The following is a 20,203-nucleotide window of genomic DNA, read 5'->3' on the forward strand; positions in this document are numbered from 1 at the left end:
CTCCACGCTTCTTGAGGGAGTTTTAAGCCGTTCAGAGCGCCGTGGACAGGCAGCGTTGCAACCAATTCAACAGTCCCTCACCAGTAAGACGCGGGGAAACCCGGGGCAGCTCACAACCATCAAGCGCGAGCACAGGCACTTCGAGGTCGTAACGCGCCCTTTGATCCTGGGGCGTTCCTGGCGCATCGATATCAATCACCTTCAACGTGATCGATATCCCCACAAGATCGAGGGCGCGCAAGCGGGATTCAAGGCCTTCACACAGACAGCATCCTGTGCGGCTGAACAGCGTGAGCTTATGCATCAATCGGGCACCGGATCACATCCACAGGGAGTGAAGGGATGGCACCGCAGCAGCCGTTTCACGGTCAGCCAGCCACCCTTCCAAGGGCCATGCTTCTGGATGGCCTCCAAGCCATAGGCACTGCAGGTGGGCGTGAAGCGGCAACGGGGCCCGATCATCGGGGAGATGAAGCGCCGATAGAAGGCAATGCCAGCCAGGAGAACAGCAGCGAGAGCCTGATTGATCGCCCGTCGCAGGTGGTCGGCGAGTCCGCCAGATAGAGTGCTCGATTCGTGCATCGCGGGAGATGCCTGGGACTGTTTCGGTTCCAGCATGCCCAACAACTGCACGATCTCAACAAACACCTTCCCACTTATGTCTCGTTACCGCGGCCCTCGTCTGAGGATCACGCGGCGCTTGGGAGACCTCCCCGGTCTCACCCGGAAGGCCGCAAAACGGTCCTATCCCCCCGGTCAGCACGGCCAAGCCCGTCGCAAGCGCTCTGAATACGCGATCCGTCTCGAAGAGAAGCAGAAGCTTCGCTTCAACTACGGCGTCTCCGAGCGTCAGCTCGTGCGCTATGTGAAGAAAGCGCGCGCCCAGGAGGGTTCCACCGGAACCAACCTGCTCAAGCTGCTCGAGAACCGTCTCGACAATGTTTGTTTCCGCCTCGGCTTCGGTCCCACCGTGCCTGGCGCCCGTCAGCTGGTGAACCACGGTCACGTCACTGTGAACGGTCGTGTGACCGACATCGCCAGCTACCAGTGCAAGCCTGGCGACGTGATCGCCATCCGCGAGCGCAAGTGCAGCAAGAAGCTGGCTGAAGGCAACCTCGAGTTCCCCGGCCTGGCCAACGTGCCAACGCACCTGGAGCTCGACAAAGCCAAGCTGAGTGCCAAGGTCACCGCCCGCTGCGAACGCGAGTGGGTTGCCCTTGAGATCAACGAACTGCTGGTGGTGGAGTACTACTCCAGAAAGGTCTGATCCAGAGCCACTGTTCAGAGATCCACGATGCGCAACTCTGGAGACAGGGTTGCGTTTTTTTTTGGCTGATCCCCAAGCACTGCAAGCGCTCACCAGCCACGACTGGCTGGGACTGATCCATCCCGTGCTGATGATCCTGTTTGTCTACCCAGTGGTGGGGGCCACGATCCGGCTAGGGATTCTGGCGAGGGAAAAGCGATTGAAGATCAACCCGATCGCGGACACCGTGCCGGTTGAGCACGCGCAGCATGGGGCCTGGGTGACCGGCGGTGTACTGGTGGCAGTCCTGATCGGCCTGAGCCATAGCCTCTGGAACAACCATCCCCTGGGTCTGCTGCTCACTGGAAGCGCTGTGCTCTTCAGCTTCAGACGCCTGCTCTCGAGCCGAATCGTCTGGCAGCGCCTGCTGTGGGCTGCCGCCAGTGCAGGCGGCCTGCTTCTGCTGGGACTGCAACCTACCGTGGAACGGTTCAGCGATGTTCCCTGGAGCCCTTTGTTCTGGCAGTCCCATTTCTGGATGGGGCTGTTGCTCACGGGCCTATTGCTGAGCTCTACAGCGCTGCAGCCCTTAATTGGTCATTCCGTGACTGCGCGACGCCTTCACATGAGCAGCAATCTGCTGGTGGCCTTGCTGCTGGCCATGCAAGCGATCTCAGGCACAAGGAACCTTCTGCTGAGCGGGTTCTGACGATTGCATTATTTGAGCAACTAGCAAGAGAGGTCGCCAGAAAGGACTGCTTGGAAAACATGCAGCGCAACGCCCGCCTAGCCCGCATCTAGCGGTAGCTAACCAGTTACCAGAACCACCGACCCGCAATGAGTACCGCAGCACTTCACGCCAAGGACATGGAGGCGTGGTGGGCTGCAACCTCAACGCCCCCAGCCGAGATCGGAGCTTCATCGCTCCGACAGCTCACAACAACGCAGGGATAGAGCTAGGCATTGTGATTGCAGCATTTGGTACACCAGAAGACCTGGATCGCCTATAAAGTTGTTACGTTTTTTAATAGCGCTATGGGAAGCAAGTTCGGCTTTTCTTCTTTCGCTGAAACCTGGAACGGTCGCCTCGCAATGATGGGATTCATCATTGGCTTAGGGACTGAACTGCTCACTGGCCAAGGGATCCTTTCTCAGATCGGCATGGGCTGATGCCCAGAGAGGAAAGCGATGTTTGGGTGCCCGAGACACGTCTTGGGTACGTCAAGCTCTTTTACTTCGGAATGCTCGTGGGAGCGATTTGCGTTGGAGGCAACACTGCCATCAGCTCCCTGTGGTCAGCAATAGCCCAGTCCTCTGTGGCTTTTTAGGGCTCAACCTCAGCACCCCAACGAGGGTCAGTGGCTGACCAGCCCAGTACTCAGATGGGGGAGCGGATCAATCAATCGGATTGAGCCTCGCGGTCCGACCTAATCGCTGCAGCGTTGTTGCATGCAATCCGCTCTGCCTCAGTTTTGGCATTCTCCAAACAAGCTTTGCGCTCAGAAACAGACCTTCGCCACTGCAAGCAGCCATCAGCGAAGCAAGCAACAGGACAATTCAGGAAATCTTCATGGCATGAATGCAGAGATACTCATGGGTTAGCAATCCAATACTGAACAGCCAGGTCACGCGCTTAGGGCATCAATAAAGCCGGATGCAGCGACAGCAAGGTGAGCCTGAGAGAGGAGGTGCAAGCTCTGGGCACCGACCCAAGCCAGCCGAAGCAGGGGGCTAACGGGTTCCGGGATCAACAACGCTTGAAGAGGAAAGCTCCAAACCGTCCGCCAGGAGAACCCCACGACGATGCAAGGCCCGGAGGGCACGGCGTTGGAATTCACGCTCGGTGGTCCACTGCTCTCCTGCTTTGGTGATTAACAACACCTGCATATGCACACCGAGGGCAGAGGTGCGCTTCACCCCCCGCAGCACCGGCTCACTGATCAACCGACTTCCCCAAACTGGGTCGTGACGGAAGGCGTCAATCTCAGCGTCGAGAACGCGATACACAACTTCCAGATCAGGCTGGCGATGTGAAATCAACAACGTCACCAAGCTGCCGGATCGCAGCTTGGTGTGATTGCGCATCTGCAGAATGGATGCGTTGTTGAGGATGTTGACCCGCTGATCCAGGCAGCGGATCTGGGTGCCAAACAGGCCAACATCGATCACTTCCCCATCGATGCCATCCACCTCCACCCAATCGCCGATGGCACAGCGGTCCTCCAGCAGCATCAACAGGCCAGCCGAAAAATCACGCAATACGCCCTGAAACACGAACGCCAGTGCACCCAGCAGTGCACCTCCAGCGAGTAATAGAGATGCCGACGTGGAGCGGACACCGGGGATATCCAGCACGATCCAGAGGCTCACCAACAACAACCCCGTCACATCGATCAGGCGATGGGTGACCCGCACCAGACTCCGGTAGCGCTGCTGACGGCGGGCCTGCTCCTGCGGCGGCACATCCACATCGGCCATCCACTGCCGCAGCAGAAACATGCTGAGGCTGCGCAGCAGGAATGTGGCCAAGGTGAGGACCAGAAGCTTGGCGAGCGCCAAGGAGGGCTGAAGCATCAACTCAATCCCCAAAGGAACCTGACCGGGAATCGCACTGACGCCCAACGCCAGCATCAACACCAATTCGGTGATGATCAGCATCAGCAAAGCGACCGTGAGCGCCTGCTCGGCATGAAGGCGAATCTCCACTCGCTTTAACCGCTGCCGCTTCTCCAACAGCTCCCGCTGCAGGCGCGTAATCCTTTGCCTCATCCGGTTCCACAGGATTGTGGTGGCCACCACCAGCAGCCCCAACAGCAGCTCCAGCACCAACGCCATGCGGAAGCGGCGGATCAACTGAGCCGGCGCATACACCCTTCGGGAATGGTTCAAGCGTTGCTCCAAACGTGCGCGCCAGGCCTGGGCCAGCGCCAGCTCCTTAGCACCATTGATCTCGGCATCAGCGGTGGTAACCGTCAGCAACGGGAACGGCTGATCACGACCTGGCAGAAGCGCAGCCAGTTCATAGGGCCCTCGACCTTCGCGCAGCACCACCAGCTTCAGAGGATCACCTGAGCGGACCAAGCCATAACGCTGACCGGCACTGCAGATCTGATCTTCAACCTGAAGGAGAGAATCCAGCATCCATTCGCTGACGCGCTCGCTGAAACTGCACAGCTGATTGGGGTCGTAAAGGGCCCGAAGGTTGCCTTCAATCACCCGAGCTCGTGTGGATGCCGCGATGGTGGTGCGATCACCGAGAGGAACCGGGCTGGCGACACTGATCGCCGGCACTCCAAGAATGCGAACTTTGGCGAGCTCAAACTTGCCTTCCAAGGTTTGGTTGAGCTGCTCCTCGATCGAACCCTGGCCTTCCAGTTGCGGCATCAAATCCATCAAGGAGGCTCGACTGGCCACAGGGCCGATCAGCAATGCCAGCACCAAAGCCAATCCGACAGTGATCAGCCGCCGGAACCAACGCACCACGGGCAACAACTCAGTGGAACCCCATGATGCGCACTACGCCAGCTGTTGTCCCAAGACTGTTCGGAGCCAAGGAAGGCTGAGGCCGATCACGTTCGAATAGCAACCCTCCAAGCCATCAATACACAGTCCGCCGCGGCCCTCGAGGGCAAAACCACCGGCACATTGCAGAGGTTCACCACTGGTCACATAGGCCTCGATCTCGGCCTGATTCAGCGGCGCAAACCGCACCACCGTCTCCACACACGCCAGCACATCAGCCTGACCACGACGCATCAGGCAATGGCCCGTCAGCAGGGATCCACAGCGACCGGCCATCCGCTGCCAACGCTCGATCGCTTCCCCTGGCCCCGCAGGCTTACCGAACACCTGCCCCTCAAAACTAAGCACGGAGTCGCATCCCAGCACCGCTGTGACCTCGGCATCGCCCGCAGGATCAAGCGCCTGAGCCACCGCCTCAGCCTTGGCCTGAGCCAGCAATTTCACCAGCTCTGCTGGATCTGCATGGTGGATCTGCGCCTCATCCACACCGCTGACGCGCACCCGATGAGGAACTCCCGCCTGCTCCAGCAAGCGGCGACGCGCCGGCGAGGCGGAAGCAAGCAAGAGCACGGAAACACACCACAGAACAACGCTCCTTAGGCTGCCAGTGACGGGAGGCTTCGCCATCGCTCACCCCACAGACCTGCTGGATCAACGCAGCCGCAATAGGGCCTGCCGGGCCATGGGATGCCTGCCCTTTTCTGAGGCCCTCTACCGAGACCTTCAGCAGCAGGGCATTGATGCCGGCGACCTCTGGAGCGAGCCCGGCCGCTACGGCCGCAAGGAACGCTGGTTCCGCAACAGCGAAGCTCTCGAGGACGACCTCCGTTGGTTGATCAGTGTGGGCGTGCTGCGCCGGGAAGTGGATGGGCAGGGGCTGACCAGCCGCTTCAGGCTCACCCCCCTGGGTCGCCAACTTCTGGATGAAGATCCTGCAATCCTGCAGCGTCAGATCCCAGTGCTGGATCGACTGCGTCACAGCCTGCGTCGGCACTGGCCGTTGTAATGCAAACCATTCCTCGCCCTCTCATGGTGCTGGGCACCTCAAGCGGGGCTGGCAAATCACTGATGACGGCGGCGTTATGCCGGGTGCTCCAACGACGGGGAGAACAGGCGCTGCCCTTCAAGGGGCAAAACATGAGCAACAACGCTTGGGTGGATGCCGATGGCGGTGAGATGGCCTACTCCCAGGCCATGCAGGCCTGGGCGGCCGGTCTTGAGCCCTGCTGCGCCATGAATCCAGTGCTGCTCAAACCTCGTGGAGACAGCACCAGTGAGGTGATCCATGGGGGCCGGAGCGTAGGGACAGCCCGCGCAGAGCACTACTACCGCGACTGGTTCCGCCCGGGTTGGCAGGCCATCCGGACCGGGCTGATGCAGCTTCAGCAGCAATGGCCCCAGGGCCGGCTGGTGCTGGAGGGGGCGGGAAGCCCTGTGGAGGTGAATCTGCAGCGCCGCGACCTCACCAACCTGCGCCTGGCCCAGTACCTAAGGGCCAACTGCCTGCTGGTGGCCGACATTGAGCGCGGCGGAGTCTTTGCCCAGGTCGTCGGCACGCTCGCTCTACTGCGACCGGTGGAGCGCCCCCTGATCAAGGGCATCCTGATCAACCGCTTCCGCGGCCGTCGAGAGCTTTTTGATGAGGGTCGACGCTGGTTGGAAGCCAACACCGGGGTTCCAGTGCTGGGGGTGATGCCCTGGCTCAATGATCTCTTCCCGCCAGAAGACTCCCTCGATCTGCTGGAACGCAAACCCAACCGCGGGGCCACCGATCTGGAGATCGCTGTGCTGCGGCTGCCCTCCATCAGCAATTTCTCCGACCTCGACCCTCTGGAGGCCGAACCCAGCGTGAGGCTGCGCTGGATTCAGCCCGGTGAACCACTGGGAGAGCCCAATGCGGTGATACTTCCAGGAAGCAAACAGACGCTGCACGATCTAGAGGCATTGACCAACAGCGGTCTGAGCGACCAACTCAAGGCTTACGCCCGCTCTGGTGGCTCCGTCCTGGGCATCTGCGGCGGGATGCAGATGCTGGGCCAAACATTGATCGATCCTGAGGGGCTGGAGGGCATGGATCAGATGGGGCCCCAGAGCGGATTGGGACTCCTGCCCTTGGTGACCACGTTCACCGGCACGAAAAGACTGCGCCAACGCACCATCCAAAGCCTTTGGCCCATGGACACGCAGCTGACGGGATTTGAACTGCATTACGGAACCACCACCCCAGACCCCGGTCTTCAGACGCTGAGCAGCGACCCTGGCTTGGGTTGGTGGGCTCCCGGCCCGAAGGAATCGAGCGTGGTGGGCACTTACCTACACGGTCTGCTCGACAATGGCCCCTGGAGACGAGCCTGGCTCAACAGCCTTCGCCGGCAGCGTGGTCTCCAGCCGTTGCCCAACGAGCCCAAGAACCACAGCGCGCACCGTGACCTATTGCTGGATCGCTTGGCCGACGCCTTCGAGCAGCATGTGAACCTTGCACCATTGCTCCAGCCATGACCTTGATCCCCGTGCGCTGGCCCGATGGCCGCACAACTCAGGAATGCATCGGTCAGGACTGGTTGGTGGCCGCCAATGGAGCAGGCATCAACATTCCCACCGGCTGCCTGGGGGGCAGCTGTGGGGCTTGCGAGATCGAAGTGAACGGCAAAGTGGTGCGCGCCTGCATCAGCACCGTGCCCGCTTCGAAATCAGCGAAACTCACCGTTGACTTCGCCACCGACCCGCACTGGTGACTCCATTTCGCCTCAGCCTGATGGCTCTGCTCACCGGAGCCTTGAGCGGCGCCGGTGTCGCTCTTGGTATGGGCTGGATCGACAGCTTGAGCCGGCTGCTCTGGGGAGACGCAATTCTCGAAGGGTTGGACCGCGGCCTGCCCCTGGGCTGGTCGCTGCTCATCTGCGGCGGCTGCGGCTTGATCTTGGCGCTGCTGCATCGACCAGGCCCCACCACATTGCTGCCTGAGCTGCGGGAGACCCTGAACGATCTGAATCATCCCGACCAGGCTCCAAAGCGCGATGAGGGCCGTGGTCTTCTTGGAGCGGCCTTGGCCCAGATCGGTGGAGGTGCTGTCGGGCCGGAGGCCCTGATGAGCCGCATGGCCGCACTGATCAGCCAAAGGATTTGGCGCGGGCGAGACCAGAAACTCCAGGCGGCAACGGTGGCGGGAAGCCTCGGGATGTTCGGGGCGCCACTACTGGGGGGTGCTGTTGTTGCCGAAGCCCCCCAAGCGAACAGAAGACAGACTTTCCTAGACCGCTGGCTGCCGGGAAGCTTCGGCGGCCTGGCTGGTTTTGCTGCATTTCATGGCATCGGTGCCGCCAGCGGCGGATCGCTCCAACGGCTCCCCTACATCTGGCCCAGCACTCTGGGGGAAGACCTCGGCACCCTGAGCGCAGGCGCACTGGGTGGAGTAATCGGCTGTGGGCTGGGTTGGCTGCTACTGCGCTGGCAAGGCTGGCTCGAGCGTCGCCAACTCCTGGCCCACTGGCCCTGGTGGCCGCTGCTGACCGGTTTGCTGCTGGGGGCCTGCATGCATTGGCTGCCATTGGTTCCCTTCGCAGGAGAAGACCAGATGCGGCCCCTGCTGGAAGGCCAGAACTCGAATGAGGCCTGGCTCCTGCTGCTCTCCGCGATGGTGAAACTGCTGATGCTGGGCCTATGTCTGGAAACCGGTTGGCGCGGGGGGGTGTTTTTTCCCCTGTTCCTGGTCGCCTGCGCGATCGGGATGGGGCTGCATCTGCTGCTCCCGGATTTGGGCAGTCTTGGCAGCTGGTGCGGAGCACTCACCGGTGCCTTGTACCGCTACGTGCTTCCTGCGCCGTTGGCTGTTCTGGTGCTGGGGCTCGCCCTACTGCAGGGGCACGGCGCGGCAGGCCTGCTGATTGGCCTCTGCATGGCTCAACTGATCAGGCTTCATGTTTTCCCGGATGGTGGCCCTCCACCTCGCCATTGAACACACGACTGGCCCGGATATCTGCCGCCTCAATCGTGGTGAGATCGAGCCTGGTCAGGGACTCCCCCATCCGCGAAAACAAACGGTTGGCCTGACGAAGACGGGCCCGATCCAAGGCATTGCGAATCGAGCGCGCATTGGCAAAGAAGGGCAGTTGACGCCGGCGAGCCACGTAGTCCCAGAAAGCTGTTTCGGCCTCAGCGCTGAATTGGTAATGCTGTTCATCCAGAAGCAAGCCTGCGATCGCCATCAGCTCGTCGTCGCTGTAATCCGGAAAATCCAGATGATGGGCCACCCGTGAGGACAGACCGGGATTGGAGCTATAGAACGTCTCCATCCGATCTTTGTAGCCCGCAAAGATCACCACCACGTCGCTGCGCCGGCTCTCCATCTCCTGCAGCAGAATTTCAATCGCCTCAGCGCCGTAGTCGCGTTCGTTATCCGGTTTGTAGAGGTAGTAGGCCTCATCGATAAACAGCACACCGCCCTGGGCCCGCTTGAGCATCTCTTTGGTTTTAGGGGCGGTATGGCCCACGTACTGACCCACCAGATCGTCACGGCTGGCCGTGACCACATGGCCTTTGCGCAGGTAGCCCAGGCGGTGCAGGATTTGCGACATCCGCTGCGCCACAGTGGTCTTGCCGGTGCCGGGGTGCCCGGTAAACGACATGTGCAAACTGGGTGCCGTACTGGGCAGATCCAATTGCTGACGAGCCTGATCCACCAGGAGCAGGGCAGCGATCTCACGGATCCGGGTCTTAACAGGGGCGAGTCCGATCAGCTCTTGATCAAGTTGGTCCAACACCTCAGCCACCCCGGAATCGGCATAGGCCGATGCCAGATCAACGGAGGAGGGCATCGATCTCAGCGGCAAAGGCGCGATCGGCCTCGCTCAGCTGTGCATCGGGGCTGTCGTCTTCAGGACGAAGGGTGATGTTCACGTAGGTGCGCCCGAAGCTGATGTCGGGGAAGCGTTGGGTTGCCTCGCTGTGCTCGCCAAGCTTGTCAAGGAAATCACGGGTGGCGTCGTAGCTGTCGAACTCAAAGCGACATTCGAGGCACACGGGTCGTTTCCGCTCCTGCCACTGATTCATCAGAGCCCCCAATCAGCCTGAACCTGTTGAAAACCTAGAGGAGCGCCACCCGCTGGCAGCCCATCAAGCGCCCAGCCCAGGACTCCGCATAGGCCCGATTGGCCGCCTGCTGCTCGGGATCATCGCTGTCGAGCGGATGGGGCATCGTTCCAGCGATGGCGGCATTGGTGACGCAGAACATCGACTTCTGGAAGCTGACGCAGATTTGCACATGCACATCGGTCTGCCCCCGACCGTGGTCGTCGTACCAGAGGCTTAGTTCCTCAGGCAGATGGCGGTACATGTCCTGCATGCAGAGGCTGGGGGGAATCCCCGCACCCATGCTCGGAATCGGATCGGCGTAAAGGGCGCCGTACTTGAAATCACTGATGTCTGGTGAGATCTGTCGTGCCTGGGCGTTGTACGACACCGTTCCCAAGAAGGGCATGCCTCGGAAGAAGACAGCCTCCACGTAGGGCACCGCCACATCCATCAGGAAGGTGAGGCCGGCTTCGGGCGGCAACACCGAGATCTCTTCACCGCCGATCGACACCTTGTATTCAATCGGGCTTCCCGCAGCCGCCACCAAACCGTCACGGATGTGATGCACCACATCGTTGACGCAGGTGACTTCCTTAATCGCGTAACGACGCGCCAGGTCGATGAAGATGTCACTCATCACCCGCCAAAACAAACCGAGGCAGTAGATCGTGGTGAGCGAGCGAATGGCCTCAGGCGCGAAGTCGGGATAGAGGCGGTTGTTCAGAGCAAGGAGCGGATCTCGAGCCGACTTGCGCTTGATGACTCGCTGGCAGGCCTGTGCAAATTCGGGCGTGTCCAGGTAGGCATCAAGCCCGCCGGTGCCGTGCCAGAACATCGCTTTCTGGCAGTACTCGGCGTATTCAAAATTGATCCGGTCACCGATCAGGTGGTTCCAGAGGCGCTTGACGCTGAACCCCTCATGGAAAAAGCGGAACACCGGGAAGGGGTTGAGCATCTGCTTCTCGCCCTGGTCAACCAAGTTCTTGCTGTAAGCATCGAGAACCAGGCCGTAGCTCTCCAAGACATTGACCACCTGAAGCAGATGATCGGGGGTGTCTTTGAGCAGAGGCGTATCACTGAGCAGCCGATGGATCAGCTCATCCTGACCCGGTAAAACCGGGGGCTGAACGGGGGACACGGATGTCGGGGTCATGACAGATCTCCGGTGATCAGGCTGAGGCCCGTTGTCGCCGCTTCACTGAGGTTCGAAAGCAGCTCAGGAGCGAGGCCAAGCACGAGCACACCAAGGCTCAGGGCGATGGCCGGAAACTGCTCCCGCAACGCCACGGGGTTGAGGATACGGGGATTCACGACCTCGCCGGGGGCAATCGCCAGGCGACCGAAGAAGGCACGGTTCACGAGCAACAGGAAATACACAGCCGTTAGGCCTGACCCCACCATGGACAGCAACGTGGCCAGGGGGAAAGGTTGGAGACTGCCGCGGAAAATCAGGAATTCGGAGATGAAGCCTGCCATCCCCGGAATTCCGGCGCTCGCCATAACGCCAATGATCATCAGTGATCCGGTAAGGGGCAGGCCGCGCTGGGGATTCAACAGGCCACGGAGAACATTGAGGTCGCGGGTCCCGGTTTGGGCGTAGACGACACCCACCACGAGGAACAGCACCCCAGAGATCAGGCCATGGCTGACCATCTGGAAGAGAGCACCCATCAGGCCAAGAGGTGTGGCGGCGGCGGCGGCAAGCAGCACATATCCCATGTGGCCCACGGAGCTGTAAGCCACCATTCGCTTCATGTCGGTCTGGGCGATCGCCGCCAGGGATCCGTAAAGCACGGAAATTGCAGCCCATCCCGCCAACCATGGAGCAGCCACCTGCCAGGCTTCCGGGAACAAGCCGAGACAGAAGCGGAGCAAACCGTAAGTTCCAAGCTTCAGGAGAACGCCAGCCAGGAGAACCGACACCGGCGTTGACGCCTCGGTGTGGGCATCCGGAAGCCATGTGTGGAAAGGGAAGAGGGGAATTTTGATGCCAAAGCCGATCAGCAGAGCCCCCATGAGAATCAGCTGGGCCGTCATGCCCAATTCACCAGCCAGGATGGGGCGAAGGCTGAAGTCCATGGTCCCGGTAACCAGGGCGATGCCGAGGAAAGCCCCCAAGATCAGAACCCCTGAGACCGCTGTCACGATCAAAAACTTGGTGGCGGCATAGGCACGATTGGCACCGCCCCAAACCGCGATCAGCATCCACAGGGGGATGAGTTCCAATTCGTAGAACAGGAAGAAGAGCAGCAGGTTCTGGGCCAAGAAGGCTCCATTCACGGCGCCGGAGATCACCAACAACAGGGCGAAATACACACGGGGGCGGTTCTCGATCGTGCGAGACGCGATGGCGGCCACCAGGCAGAGCACCCCATTCATCAGAACCAGCGGCAGTGACAGGCCATCCAGCGCCAGGGCGTAATCCAGGCCAATGGCATGCACCCAGCGGGCCTGTTCCACCAGCTGCAGGCCGGCATCGGCTGCGTCAAAGGGCAACAGCAGCGCAAAGCTCACCAGGCACTGAACCACCAGCACCACGATGGAGACATCACGCAAGCGTGCGCTCGATGGCGATCCTGGCCAAAGGATCAACACGAGGGCCCCGAGGAAGGGGATCAGGAGGAGAAGGGAAAGCAGCATCTCGAGGCGATCAGGTGAGGAACCAGCTCACCGCGGTGAGGAAGAGAACGATGGCCAGAAGCACCGTGAGCACATAGGACTGGCTCTGGCCGCTGACGCTGAGCTTGAGGCTGTCGGCGCTGGCCAGGGAGAAACGAGCCACCCCATTGAGCAGCCCGTCTACAACATTTCGGTCGAACCAGGAGGCGAGGCGGGAGAAGCCAGCCACCACATTGACGATGGTGAGGCGATAGAAGCGCTCTGTATAAAAGTCGTAGGCCAAGAGGTCTTGCCACCAGCGCAGCAGAGGATTGAGCGAACGGGACCAGGCCTTGCTCAAGGGGAGCACCGCGCCGGCCAGCAGCCCCAGCAGGCCGCTTCCCACCACGAGCGCTGCTGCCCAGAGGGGGAAGGCCAGCAAACCATCGAGAGACTCAAGCCGCACCAGCAGCAACGGCGTGATCAGCACAATCACGGTGAGCGCCACCATCGGCAGAGCCATCTGCCAGTTGACCTCAGCAGCCCGGCGGGACTTGATCAATGCATTGCCCATGAACACATGGCGGAACAGCCGCACCAGCCCAACGGCAGTGAGGGCATTGGTGAGTAGGAACACGGCCATGAACGGCACGGAGCGCACGCTCAGCAACTCGATCGACTGAGCAAGCGCCAGGAAACCACCCAGAGGAAGGAACCCGACCAGGCCGGCACCCCCCACCAGGAAGGCTGTGGTGGTGGCAGGCATCCGGCTGCCCAGACCACCCAGCTCCGTGATGTCCTGGCAGTTGGTGGAGGCAATCACCCCACCGATGCTCATCGACAGCAGAGCTTTGGAGACGGCATGGGTGAACAGGAGCAAGAGGGCCAGCACCGGGATCTGCAGCGCAATGGCGATGAAGACCAGACCCATATGAGCAGTGGTGGAGTACGACAGCGTTCGTTTGATGTCGACCTGGGCCAGGGCCACCAGGGAGCCACCGATCGCACTGATGCTGCCGATCACGAGCATCACGCCGATAGCGATGGGAGAGAGCTGCAGGATCGGCATCACCTTCAACAGCACAATCGCGCCGCAGGTCACCACAACCGAATTGCGGAGAATCGAGGCGGGATTCGGGCCCTCCATGGCTTCGTCCAGCCAGAGGTGCATGGGGAACTGGGCACATTTGCCCGTGGGGCCTGCGACCAGACCCAGGCCTAACAGCGTCGCCGCCAGCGGGGAGAGGGTGTCCTGGGCGGCCCAGGCATAGAGATCGTTGAACCCCATCACGCCGGAGTAGCTGCAGAGCGCCACCACACCCATCAGCAGCAGCACATCTCCAACGCGCTTGGTGAGGAAGGCATCCCGTGCGGCGGTCACCACAAGGGGTTGGGCATACCAGAAGCCCACCAACAGATAGGTGGAGAGCGTCAGCATCTCCAGCAGGAAATAGCTTTGGAAAAGGGAGTCGCTGAGCACAACGCCGCTCATCGCCCCCTCAAAGAACCCGAGCAGCGCAAAGAAACGGGCCAACGCCCATTCCTTATCCATGTATCCCAGGGAATACACCTGAGACAGCAGGCTGAGGCCCGTAATCAACTCGAGGGCCACCAGATTGGTGAGCGAAAGACTGAAGCTGATATCCAGCTCCAGGTCGGCCACAGTGAGCCAGGGGAAGGCCAGATCCACTGGCCCTGATTGGTACACCTCCTGCAGGATCAGGCTTCCGTGAACGAAGGCCACCAGGGTCAGGAAAATATTCAGATACGCCGCCGGTCGATGCGCATCACGCCGGAACCAGCCACAGGCCCACGGCAAAGAGACCAACATCCCGATGAACCCGTAGAGCGGGATCAACCAGGCGGTCTGCTGAGGTAGCGAAAGCTCCGGAGTCAAAACAGCGAGCGGGATGATGATCGAGCTGGTCGCTAGATGGCCGGCGAATCTAAGGGCCGGTCATCAGCAAAAGAGCTCTTTGTGAACGGCAATGAGGTGGCTTTTTGTCCCTCAGCTACGGCGAGCTGCACCACTACCGGCCAAAACCGGTTCCACTTCGTTGTGGGGGCGGGCAATGATGTGAGCAGCAACGAGGCCATCACCGACCCGCTCGCAGGCATCTGCACCAGCACGCACAGCGGCATTCACGGCACCGGTTTCACCGCGCACCATCACCGTGACGTAGCCACCACCCACATATTCACGGCAGATCAGGGTGACTTCCGCAGCCTTGGTCATCGCATCGGCTGCCTCAATGGCAGGAACCATCCCGCGGGTTTCGATCAAGCCCAAGGCCACACCGGGGACTTTGGGGGAAGGCGTCGCAGCGGGTTTAGCCACCGCCGATCTGCCACCTGAACCCGTGCTGGATCCACTGCTGCGGCGCGTCGTCGTGGTCGCGCGAGAAGTTGTTGTTGCAGGAGCAGCTTTGGCGGGGGTGGATGCTGCTGCAGAAGTGCTGGCCACTGGCTTCACATCCACGGTCTTGTTCGCCGCAGCAGACGTGCGGGTGGTGCGACGACGGGGAGTGGGGGAAGGAGTAGCCATGGCTGTGAAGGTGTGGAAACGGAACGGAAACGGCGGAGGGAGATGGGTGGTCCCTATCCGTCCGGATTCCAGAAATCGATAATTCCACCGATGGTCAGATCGGTGAGGACGGTGTTGTCAGGGCAGGCATGACGTGCCGCCGAACCGCTGGCGGTGAACACCCAGTTGCCCTCACGGGCACCAACGGGATCGACGGCCACCAGCTTCTTGCCCTTGTTGTTGCGCAGAATGCGCAGATGCATGTGATCAAGCCCTGCAACCCTGTAGGAGCAGATCAACGTGCCCATCACCTGCATGATTTCCATCAGCTGGCTTTGCCTCCTGCAGGCTTGCTGCTAGGGCTGGGCGAAGGAGAGGGCGCCGCAGTCTTTGGCGGATCGGGCTCCCAGTGATCAATGATCCCCACAATGGTGAGGTCACTTGGGTACGACTTGCTTCCAGCAGCTTCTCGGGCCGCTGAGCTGCTGACGCAGATCACCCAGTCGCCAGGTTTCGCACCGACAGCGTCGACGGCCACCTTCTTGGTGCTGCCATCGAGAACCACTTGAAGATGTTTGTGCTCGAAATCGGGGATCCGGTTGGTGGAGACGAGCGGCTTGATGACCTTGACGATGAGCATGATCAGTGAGCCTCGGGAAGTTGCGGGTCGAGCGTGGAACCGACGACCTCGGCCGGAGCCGTCTGGTTACGGTCGCGAATGGTGAGACAAGTGTGGAGCAAACCCTCGTTAACGAGAGCTGCATAGCGATCGGCGATGGCCTGATTCACCCGTTGGCAATCAGCGATGGCCCGTTCTCGGGCTCCCGGGACACGGCCTGAGTAGTCGAAACGCACCACGATCGGAATCGGAAGATCCCGCGCCACATTCAGGCCCTTGAAAATTTTGACCCCCACATCGAGATCAGGAGCTCCCTCCTCAACCGTGTCGAGGTGGGCGAAATAGGTGAGGTTGCGCAGATGCACCTCCTTGAAACCGATACCAACGCCGATGAAACGCTCCGCGTGTCCAGCATCCGGATAGGGACCACCGTGCAGATCCTGCACGTAATCGATCTGGGAGATGTTGTTGGCGATCAATCGGGTCAGGAAGGCCACCATCCCCGCATCCATGGGGGCAGGTGCGGAGCTTTCGACGGCTTCAGCAATTTGAGCCATGGCCTGATCGGCAGTCATGGATGCCGTGGCTGCATGCAGCTCCCTAGCGCAAAGCCAACGGTCGAGCACCATTTCGCTGTCACGGCTCGGGGGATGAACACGGATCGCATCGGTGTCGGTGTCGAGGCCGATCAAGAGAAGATCAACGGAAGCACCGCAGCAGAAGCTGTTTTCCACCGACTCACGGAAATCCAGCAGTCGCTGATGACCAGCCGAAGCCGCCAATTCATCGTTGCTGCCATGGGCAGCGCAGCCCTGGTGGGAGGGGTCGAGGGAACTGAAGTGGTAAGTCACCACCTTCAGATAGCGGGTTGGTTCGGTGGAGGGATTCGGAGCGCCTTCGCGATAGCGGCGATGCTCTGTTTTGACCCAACGATTCACCGTATTTTCCACATCAAACATGGCGCCGGCATGGGAGCGTCGACGCACAGCGCTGAAGGGAATGCGCAGGGCGTAGGCAACGGTGTGCGCAAGGCGCCCGTCAGCACAGGGGGTCAGATCAAGAAGATGAATGCCGCAGTCGAGCAGGAACTGTTCAAACTCTCTGGAGGCATCACTGCCAGTGGCTCCACTGAGGGGGTCGTCCTGGAAAAAGCGGTCGCTGAACAAGCGATGGCTTTCAAAGACACACCACGCGAACAGGGCGCGCATGTCGAGAGGACGCACCCAAGCCCTCTGAAGGATGTGATCCGGCAAGTCGAAACCGAGTTCTGACCTGCAAAGCCGTTGGGCCTGGGGAATGAAATCGGTTTCATGCTGCAACGCTGAAACCTGCTGAAGCAGGGGAACGATCCGATCGAAACGTCCCTTGATCTCCTGCTCATAGGCCTGAAGACGGCCATTGGCCGCTGCATCCGTGAGCGGATGACGCCGATGGGTGATCGGCAGTGAGCTACGACTCAGATTGAAAGGAACAGACCGGGTGGCTGCTTTCTCCCGCCGCACCCAACCGGGCTGGGACGGAGCAGGACGCTGAGCGTCGTTGCTGGAGCGAATCCGGCCTGCAGCGACCGAACCACGATCCAATTGCGCTGCTTTGCCAGAGGTGGTTAAGGCACGACGCCTTTGCAAAGCAGCCTGGCGGGTCGACGACTCCATATCCGGAGCCATCTCTGCAGGATCAGTGATGTTGGCCAGCTGCTGAAGCTGGAGACGGGTTGGAGCCGAGGGGGCCTGAGGTCGCCCGCCACGGAAAGGCTTGGAGCGAACCATCAATGAATCAGCCCCGTGCGCCGCCGGAGACGGTGATCAGGGACCCCTTCTCGGTGTTACCGCTGGAACCAGTGACCCGACTAACAGGCCATTCGGTCTCTTCGTTGCGCTTGCGCTCAAAAGAGGACATGGCACTCATCGGACCAGGACGGCTGGGATTGCGACGGCGGGCCGATGCACCCTCTGTACCGGTCACATGCTCCCCACGATCCCAGTCATCGCCGGTGATCTTGGTGGAAGAGCCTTCACCGGTGACCCGCGATGCGGGCTTGTCAGTGGGCTCACTAACGACAGCAACGGTGGGCTGGAACTGACGTTGTTGCTGGCGGTTTTGGAACTCGCGGTTATCGAAGCGAAATTGCTCGGTACCGGTCACCTTGCCGCCAGCCATGTCAAAAGGGCCGGTGATGCGATTCCCCTCCTCGTAAGACGTGCCGGTTACACCGGAGCGTGCATCACGCTGCTGCTGAGCAGCGCGGGCGGGAGAAACCACACTGAAGCGGGTCCAGGCAGCCCCCTCAGGGGATTGACCGTGGGTGTCGGTGCCGGCAGGAGCATCAGCGCCACAGGCAGCGGCCAACTGATCAGCGCCGACATAAGGAGTGCCGGTCACCGCTTCACAAGCGCCGCGTTTATCCCCAGTCATGACACCGCCGACTCCGGGTTGAATCCCAGTCATCGCAGCGGAAGGGGTTCCGGGACGCACAGGGGTGCGTTCACGAATGGCTTGGACTGCGGGAGTGCCGCAGTTTTGGCCAGCCTGCTCGAGGCCTGCATAAGGAGTTCCCGTTACGGCCTGGCAGCTACCGGGCTCGTCACCTGTGACGTGCTCCGAACGGCCGGTGCGGGTTCCGCTCACCACCTGGTTGCGGTTGGTGACGCTGAAACCAACTTTGGCAGCTTCAGGCTCAGGCTTGCCGCCACAAAAGGAATTGACCTGCTCAGCACTGATGTATTGATCACCTGTCACACGGTGGCAGGAGCCGAATTCATTACCGGTGACCTGGGAGGAGCGACCCACCAAAGTTCCAGTAACTCCCGTACCCGAAAGGGTGCCGGACAAACCGACTTTCGCTGCCGGACGGCCTTCGGGGAGGGGATCAGAACCGAGGTACTGGTCACCTGTGAGGCTGCGGTTGGCACCGGCTTCGTCACCAGTGACACTGGCGGAACGACCCACCATCACGCCACTGACGGGACGACCTTGTTCCGTAAGGCTGTGACCCACCTTGCGGGGGGAACTAACACCTTCACCGCAGTAGGCAGCAGACTGGTTGGCCGAGATGTACTCGGTGCCGGTGACGCTCTTGCAGGTGCCGGGCTCATCACCGGTGACCTTCTCAGAGCGGCCCACTTCATTGCCGGTGACACGGTTGCCATGGCTGGTGGCCGTCACACGCACTTTGGCTGGCGTCGTGGCAGCCGGAGCGGTCTGACAGAAGGTCTGGAAGACTTCAGCCCCCAGATACTCCGTACCTGTGATCGATCGGCAGGTGCTGGCTTCGTTACCGGTGGTTTTGACCGAGCGGTTGGCCTGGGTGCCGGTCACTGTTTGACCAGCAGTGGTGGTGCTTTCACCAACTTTCCAATGGGCATCAGCGGCAGCAGCCTGCTTGGCGCCATGGCGGTTGGGACCGGTGGGGCGCGTAACACCGGCGCTCTGCTTGTTGCGTGCACCGGCCTTGGTGCGCAACTCGCGCACCTGCTGGGCCAGCTCACGGCTGGTGAGATCAGGGTTGGCCTGACGGGCAACAGCAGCGGCACTGGTGGACTGCTTACCGGCGGTTTTGCCGTGCTTGGCCATGGCGTCGCGGCGGGCCAAAACGAGGGCGCGACTGGGATTCTCGATCGCACGACGCTTGGGGGCCGATGCACGACGTTCCGACCGCACGGCAAGCTTGGGGGCTGATGCACTCAATGAGGTCAGTGCAGTCTTCTCGGCAGCACGCTTGCCTCCGCAGCCACAGCTCTTGGTGGTTTCAGCGGCTGCAGGAGCGGGAGCAGCTTTGGTTTGGCGGGCAACATCAGCGCGGTTGCGATCGCGGCTGGTGTCTGCGGTTTTGCCGCGACGGGACAGGGCCTCACGGCGGGCAAGCACCAGATCACGACTGGCATCGCGATGCGTCTTGACCGGTGAAGTGCGCCTGGAAGGAGCAGCGGTGAACGCAGTTGTTCGCTGCGGAGCTACAGCAGCGGGAACAACAGGTGCGGTCGCAGGTTCAGCAACTGCAGCCGCGTTCGTGCGGGTGGGACGGGCATCATCAACGGTGCGAACACGGTTGGCGCCTGTACCAGCTGCAGCTGAGGACTTCTTACCGGAAGTGGTCAGCGCCTTACGGCGTTCTAATGCGAGTTCGCGACTGGAGAGTCTTGCCATGTCCGCCCGAGGGAGTCGTCGTGAGGTGGAAGGGCACTTGCCCCTCCGAAAAAAGCTGGAGCCCTGATCAGGTCAGGGCTCAGAACCATGGGTCCGAAGGATCAGCGTCCTTCGAAGACCACGAAGCAGGCACCCTGGCTCTGGGTGTAGGCGTCGTAACCAACGATGCGCACGTGGTGATCGGGGTATGCGCGGTGGCAAGCCTCGAGCTCACTGACGACAACGTTCAGATCCTTCTCACCGAAGAAGGGGAGCTTCCAATAAGACCAATAAATGGCCATGGAGTTGCTGGGATGGACGTGCTCGATGAGCGGGCTCCAACCCTGGGCAATGATGTACGCGATCTGGTCGTAGATCTCGTCCTGGGTCATCGGCGGGAGGAAGCCGAAGGTCTCCAGGGTGGCGACTGTTTGATAGTCACCCACGGTGCTCTGGAAAGGCATGGGGATCCTGGGTTTAAGAAAAAGGGATGGCCGAT

The 20,203-nt window shown here is 60.9% G+C and carries 22 protein-coding genes; 7 read left to right on the forward strand and 15 right to left on the reverse strand.

Going from position 1 to position 20,203, the window contains the following annotated elements; all coding sequences use genetic code 11:
• Positions 1 to 31: 31 nt before the first annotated feature.
• Entirely contained in the window at positions 32 to 304 is a 273-nt protein-coding gene (locus FZX13_RS05490; RefSeq protein WP_226408027.1) for a glutaredoxin family protein, read from the reverse strand.
• Positions 304 to 582, reverse strand: a complete 279-nt coding sequence (gene yidD, locus FZX13_RS05495) for a membrane protein insertion efficiency factor YidD (protein ID WP_226397913.1) — start codon at positions 580 to 582, stop codon at positions 304 to 306. Before yidD ends, FZX13_RS05490 begins: the two co-directional genes overlap by 1 nt.
• A 76-nt stretch (positions 583 to 658) precedes the next feature.
• On the opposite strand from yidD, the gene rpsD reads away from it, so the two are divergent.
• From rpsD to FZX13_RS05510, 3 genes are all read left to right on the forward strand, one after another.
• Complete coding sequence (gene rpsD, locus FZX13_RS05500) at positions 659 to 1,267, forward strand: 30S ribosomal protein S4 (RefSeq protein ID WP_226408029.1); 609 nt, start codon at positions 659 to 661, stop codon at positions 1,265 to 1,267.
• Between the two features lie 61 nt (positions 1,268 to 1,328).
• Complete coding sequence (locus FZX13_RS05505; RefSeq protein WP_226408031.1) at positions 1,329 to 1,955, forward strand: DUF4079 domain-containing protein; 627 nt, start codon at positions 1,329 to 1,331, stop codon at positions 1,953 to 1,955.
• Between the two features lie 326 nt (positions 1,956 to 2,281).
• Complete coding sequence (locus FZX13_RS05510; RefSeq protein WP_226408308.1) at positions 2,282 to 2,416, forward strand: high light inducible protein; 135 nt, start codon at positions 2,282 to 2,284, stop codon at positions 2,414 to 2,416.
• A gap of 561 nt (positions 2,417 to 2,977) precedes the next feature.
• Here the strand turns inward: FZX13_RS05510 and FZX13_RS05515 are convergent.
• Together FZX13_RS05515 and FZX13_RS05520 are read right to left on the reverse strand one after the other, a co-directional pair.
• Entirely contained in the window at positions 2,978 to 4,729 is a 1,752-nt protein-coding gene (locus tag FZX13_RS05515) for a mechanosensitive ion channel domain-containing protein (protein ID WP_226408033.1), read from the reverse strand.
• Positions 4,730 to 4,762: 33 nt separating this feature from the next.
• Positions 4,763 to 5,338, reverse strand: coding sequence for a nucleoside triphosphate pyrophosphatase (locus FZX13_RS05520; RefSeq protein ID WP_226408310.1), 576 nt, complete (start codon positions 5,336 to 5,338; stop codon positions 4,763 to 4,765).
• A gap of 37 nt (positions 5,339 to 5,375) precedes the next feature.
• On the opposite strand from FZX13_RS05520, the gene FZX13_RS05525 reads away from it, so the two are divergent.
• Genes FZX13_RS05525 through FZX13_RS05540 form a run of 4 tightly spaced genes read left to right on the forward strand, consistent with a single transcriptional unit; the run spans position 5,376 to position 8,723 of the window.
• Positions 5,376 to 5,774, forward strand: a complete 399-nt coding sequence (locus FZX13_RS05525) for an Npun_F0494 family protein (protein ID WP_226408035.1) — start codon at positions 5,376 to 5,378, stop codon at positions 5,772 to 5,774.
• Positions 5,774 to 7,267: a cobyric acid synthase gene (locus FZX13_RS05530; RefSeq protein WP_226408048.1), complete on the forward strand. Its 1,494-nt coding sequence runs from the start codon at positions 5,774 to 5,776 to the stop codon at positions 7,265 to 7,267. The genes FZX13_RS05525 and FZX13_RS05530 overlap by 1 nt, the downstream gene beginning before the upstream one ends.
• Positions 7,264 to 7,503 (forward strand): 2Fe-2S iron-sulfur cluster-binding protein, encoded by a 240-nt coding sequence (locus FZX13_RS05535; RefSeq protein ID WP_226408049.1) that lies wholly within the window; start codon positions 7,264 to 7,266, stop codon positions 7,501 to 7,503. The genes FZX13_RS05530 and FZX13_RS05535 overlap by 4 nt, the downstream gene beginning before the upstream one ends.
• On the forward strand, positions 7,500 to 8,723 hold the full coding sequence (locus FZX13_RS05540) for a chloride channel protein (protein WP_226408051.1): 1,224 nt from the start codon (positions 7,500 to 7,502) through the stop codon (positions 8,721 to 8,723). Before FZX13_RS05535 ends, FZX13_RS05540 begins: the two co-directional genes overlap by 4 nt.
• On the opposite strand, the gene cbbX is transcribed toward FZX13_RS05540, so the two are convergent.
• From cbbX to FZX13_RS05600, 11 genes are all read right to left on the reverse strand, one after another.
• Entirely contained in the window at positions 8,677 to 9,582 is a 906-nt protein-coding gene (cbbX, locus tag FZX13_RS05545) for a CbbX protein (RefSeq protein WP_226408053.1), read from the reverse strand. The genes FZX13_RS05540 and cbbX overlap by 47 nt on opposite strands.
• Positions 9,566 to 9,817, reverse strand: coding sequence for a 4a-hydroxytetrahydrobiopterin dehydratase (locus FZX13_RS05550; RefSeq protein WP_226408055.1), 252 nt, complete (start codon positions 9,815 to 9,817; stop codon positions 9,566 to 9,568). Before FZX13_RS05550 ends, cbbX begins: the two co-directional genes overlap by 17 nt.
• 34 nt (positions 9,818 to 9,851) lie before the next feature.
• Entirely contained in the window at positions 9,852 to 10,991 is a 1,140-nt protein-coding gene (locus FZX13_RS05555; protein ID WP_226408057.1) for a CO2 hydration protein, read from the reverse strand.
• Positions 10,988 to 12,478 carry an NADH-quinone oxidoreductase subunit M gene (locus tag FZX13_RS05560; protein ID WP_226398822.1) on the reverse strand — a complete coding sequence of 497 codons (1,491 nt, stop codon included), beginning with the start codon at positions 12,476 to 12,478 and terminating at the stop codon, positions 10,988 to 10,990. The genes FZX13_RS05555 and FZX13_RS05560 overlap by 4 nt, the downstream gene beginning before the upstream one ends.
• A 10-nt stretch (positions 12,479 to 12,488) precedes the next feature.
• The gene (locus FZX13_RS05565; RefSeq protein WP_226408059.1) at positions 12,489 to 14,333 is read right to left on the reverse strand and encodes an NAD(P)H-quinone oxidoreductase subunit F; all 1,845 of its coding nucleotides are present in this window, start codon (positions 14,331 to 14,333) and stop codon (positions 12,489 to 12,491) included.
• Between the two features lie 111 nt (positions 14,334 to 14,444).
• Complete coding sequence (locus FZX13_RS12935) at positions 14,445 to 14,981, reverse strand: BMC domain-containing protein (protein WP_115023878.1); 537 nt, start codon at positions 14,979 to 14,981, stop codon at positions 14,445 to 14,447.
• A 53-nt stretch (positions 14,982 to 15,034) separates the two neighbouring features.
• A complete protein-coding gene (locus tag FZX13_RS05580; RefSeq protein ID WP_115095164.1) occupies positions 15,035 to 15,286 on the reverse strand; it encodes a carboxysome peptide B in 252 nt (83 codons plus the stop codon).
• Positions 15,286 to 15,600 carry a carboxysome peptide A gene (locus FZX13_RS05585; protein ID WP_115023881.1) on the reverse strand — a complete coding sequence of 105 codons (315 nt, stop codon included), beginning with the start codon at positions 15,598 to 15,600 and terminating at the stop codon, positions 15,286 to 15,288. The genes FZX13_RS05580 and FZX13_RS05585 overlap by 1 nt, the downstream gene beginning before the upstream one ends.
• Positions 15,601 to 15,602: 2 nt before the next feature.
• Complete coding sequence (locus FZX13_RS05590) at positions 15,603 to 17,348, reverse strand: carboxysome shell carbonic anhydrase (RefSeq protein ID WP_226408063.1); 1,746 nt, start codon at positions 17,346 to 17,348, stop codon at positions 15,603 to 15,605.
• 7 nt (positions 17,349 to 17,355) lie between these two features.
• On the reverse strand, positions 17,356 to 19,725 hold the full coding sequence (locus FZX13_RS05595; protein WP_226408076.1) for a CsoS2 family carboxysome shell protein: 2,370 nt from the start codon (positions 19,723 to 19,725) through the stop codon (positions 17,356 to 17,358).
• A 101-nt stretch (positions 19,726 to 19,826) separates the two neighbouring features.
• Entirely contained in the window at positions 19,827 to 20,168 is a 342-nt protein-coding gene (locus tag FZX13_RS05600) for a ribulose bisphosphate carboxylase small subunit (RefSeq protein ID WP_115095160.1), read from the reverse strand.
• Positions 20,169 to 20,203: the final 35 nt, after the last annotated feature.

It is taken from the genome of Synechococcus sp. MU1625, assembly GCF_020514205.1.
In the GTDB taxonomy this organism is placed as follows: Bacteria; Cyanobacteriota; Cyanobacteriia; order PCC-6307; family Cyanobiaceae; genus Parasynechococcus.

Bases quoted from the DNA above. Each gene is read 5' to 3' on its own strand.
- FZX13_RS05585 (WP_115023881.1), bottom strand. From the start codon at position 15,600: ATGCTCATCGTCAAGGTCATCAAGCCGCTCGTCTCCACCAACCGGATC.
- yidD (WP_226397913.1), bottom strand. From the start codon at position 582: ATGCACGAATCGAGCACTCTATCTGGCGGACTCGCCGACCACCTGCGA.
- FZX13_RS05580 (WP_115095164.1), bottom strand. From the start codon at position 15,286: ATGGAAATCATGCAGGTGATGGGCACGTTGATCTGCTCCTACAGGGTT.
- FZX13_RS05560 (WP_226398822.1), bottom strand. From the start codon at position 12,478: ATGCTGCTTTCCCTTCTCCTCCTGATCCCCTTCCTCGGGGCCCTCGTG.
- FZX13_RS05550 (WP_226408055.1), bottom strand. From the start codon at position 9,817: ATGAATCAGTGGCAGGAGCGGAAACGACCCGTGTGCCTCGAATGTCGC.
- FZX13_RS05600 (WP_115095160.1), bottom strand. From the start codon at position 20,168: ATGCCTTTCCAGAGCACCGTGGGTGACTATCAAACAGTCGCCACCCTG.
- FZX13_RS12935 (WP_115023878.1), bottom strand. From the start codon at position 14,981: ATGGCTACTCCTTCCCCCACTCCCCGTCGTCGCACCACCCGCACGTCT.
- FZX13_RS05490 (WP_226408027.1), bottom strand. From the start codon at position 304: ATGCATAAGCTCACGCTGTTCAGCCGCACAGGATGCTGTCTGTGTGAA.
- FZX13_RS05535 (WP_226408049.1), top strand. From the start codon at position 7,264: ATGACCTTGATCCCCGTGCGCTGGCCCGATGGCCGCACAACTCAGGAA.
- FZX13_RS05595 (WP_226408076.1), bottom strand. From the start codon at position 19,725: ATGGCAAGACTCTCCAGTCGCGAACTCGCATTAGAACGCCGTAAGGCG.
- FZX13_RS05510 (WP_226408308.1), top strand. From the start codon at position 2,282: ATGGGAAGCAAGTTCGGCTTTTCTTCTTTCGCTGAAACCTGGAACGGT.
- rpsD (WP_226408029.1), top strand. From the start codon at position 659: ATGTCTCGTTACCGCGGCCCTCGTCTGAGGATCACGCGGCGCTTGGGA.
- FZX13_RS05590 (WP_226408063.1), bottom strand. From the start codon at position 17,348: ATGGTTCGCTCCAAGCCTTTCCGTGGCGGGCGACCTCAGGCCCCCTCG.
- FZX13_RS05555 (WP_226408057.1), bottom strand. From the start codon at position 10,991: ATGACCCCGACATCCGTGTCCCCCGTTCAGCCCCCGGTTTTACCGGGT.
- FZX13_RS05530 (WP_226408048.1), top strand. From the start codon at position 5,774: ATGCAAACCATTCCTCGCCCTCTCATGGTGCTGGGCACCTCAAGCGGG.
- cbbX (WP_226408053.1), bottom strand. From the start codon at position 9,582: ATGCCCTCCTCCGTTGATCTGGCATCGGCCTATGCCGATTCCGGGGTG.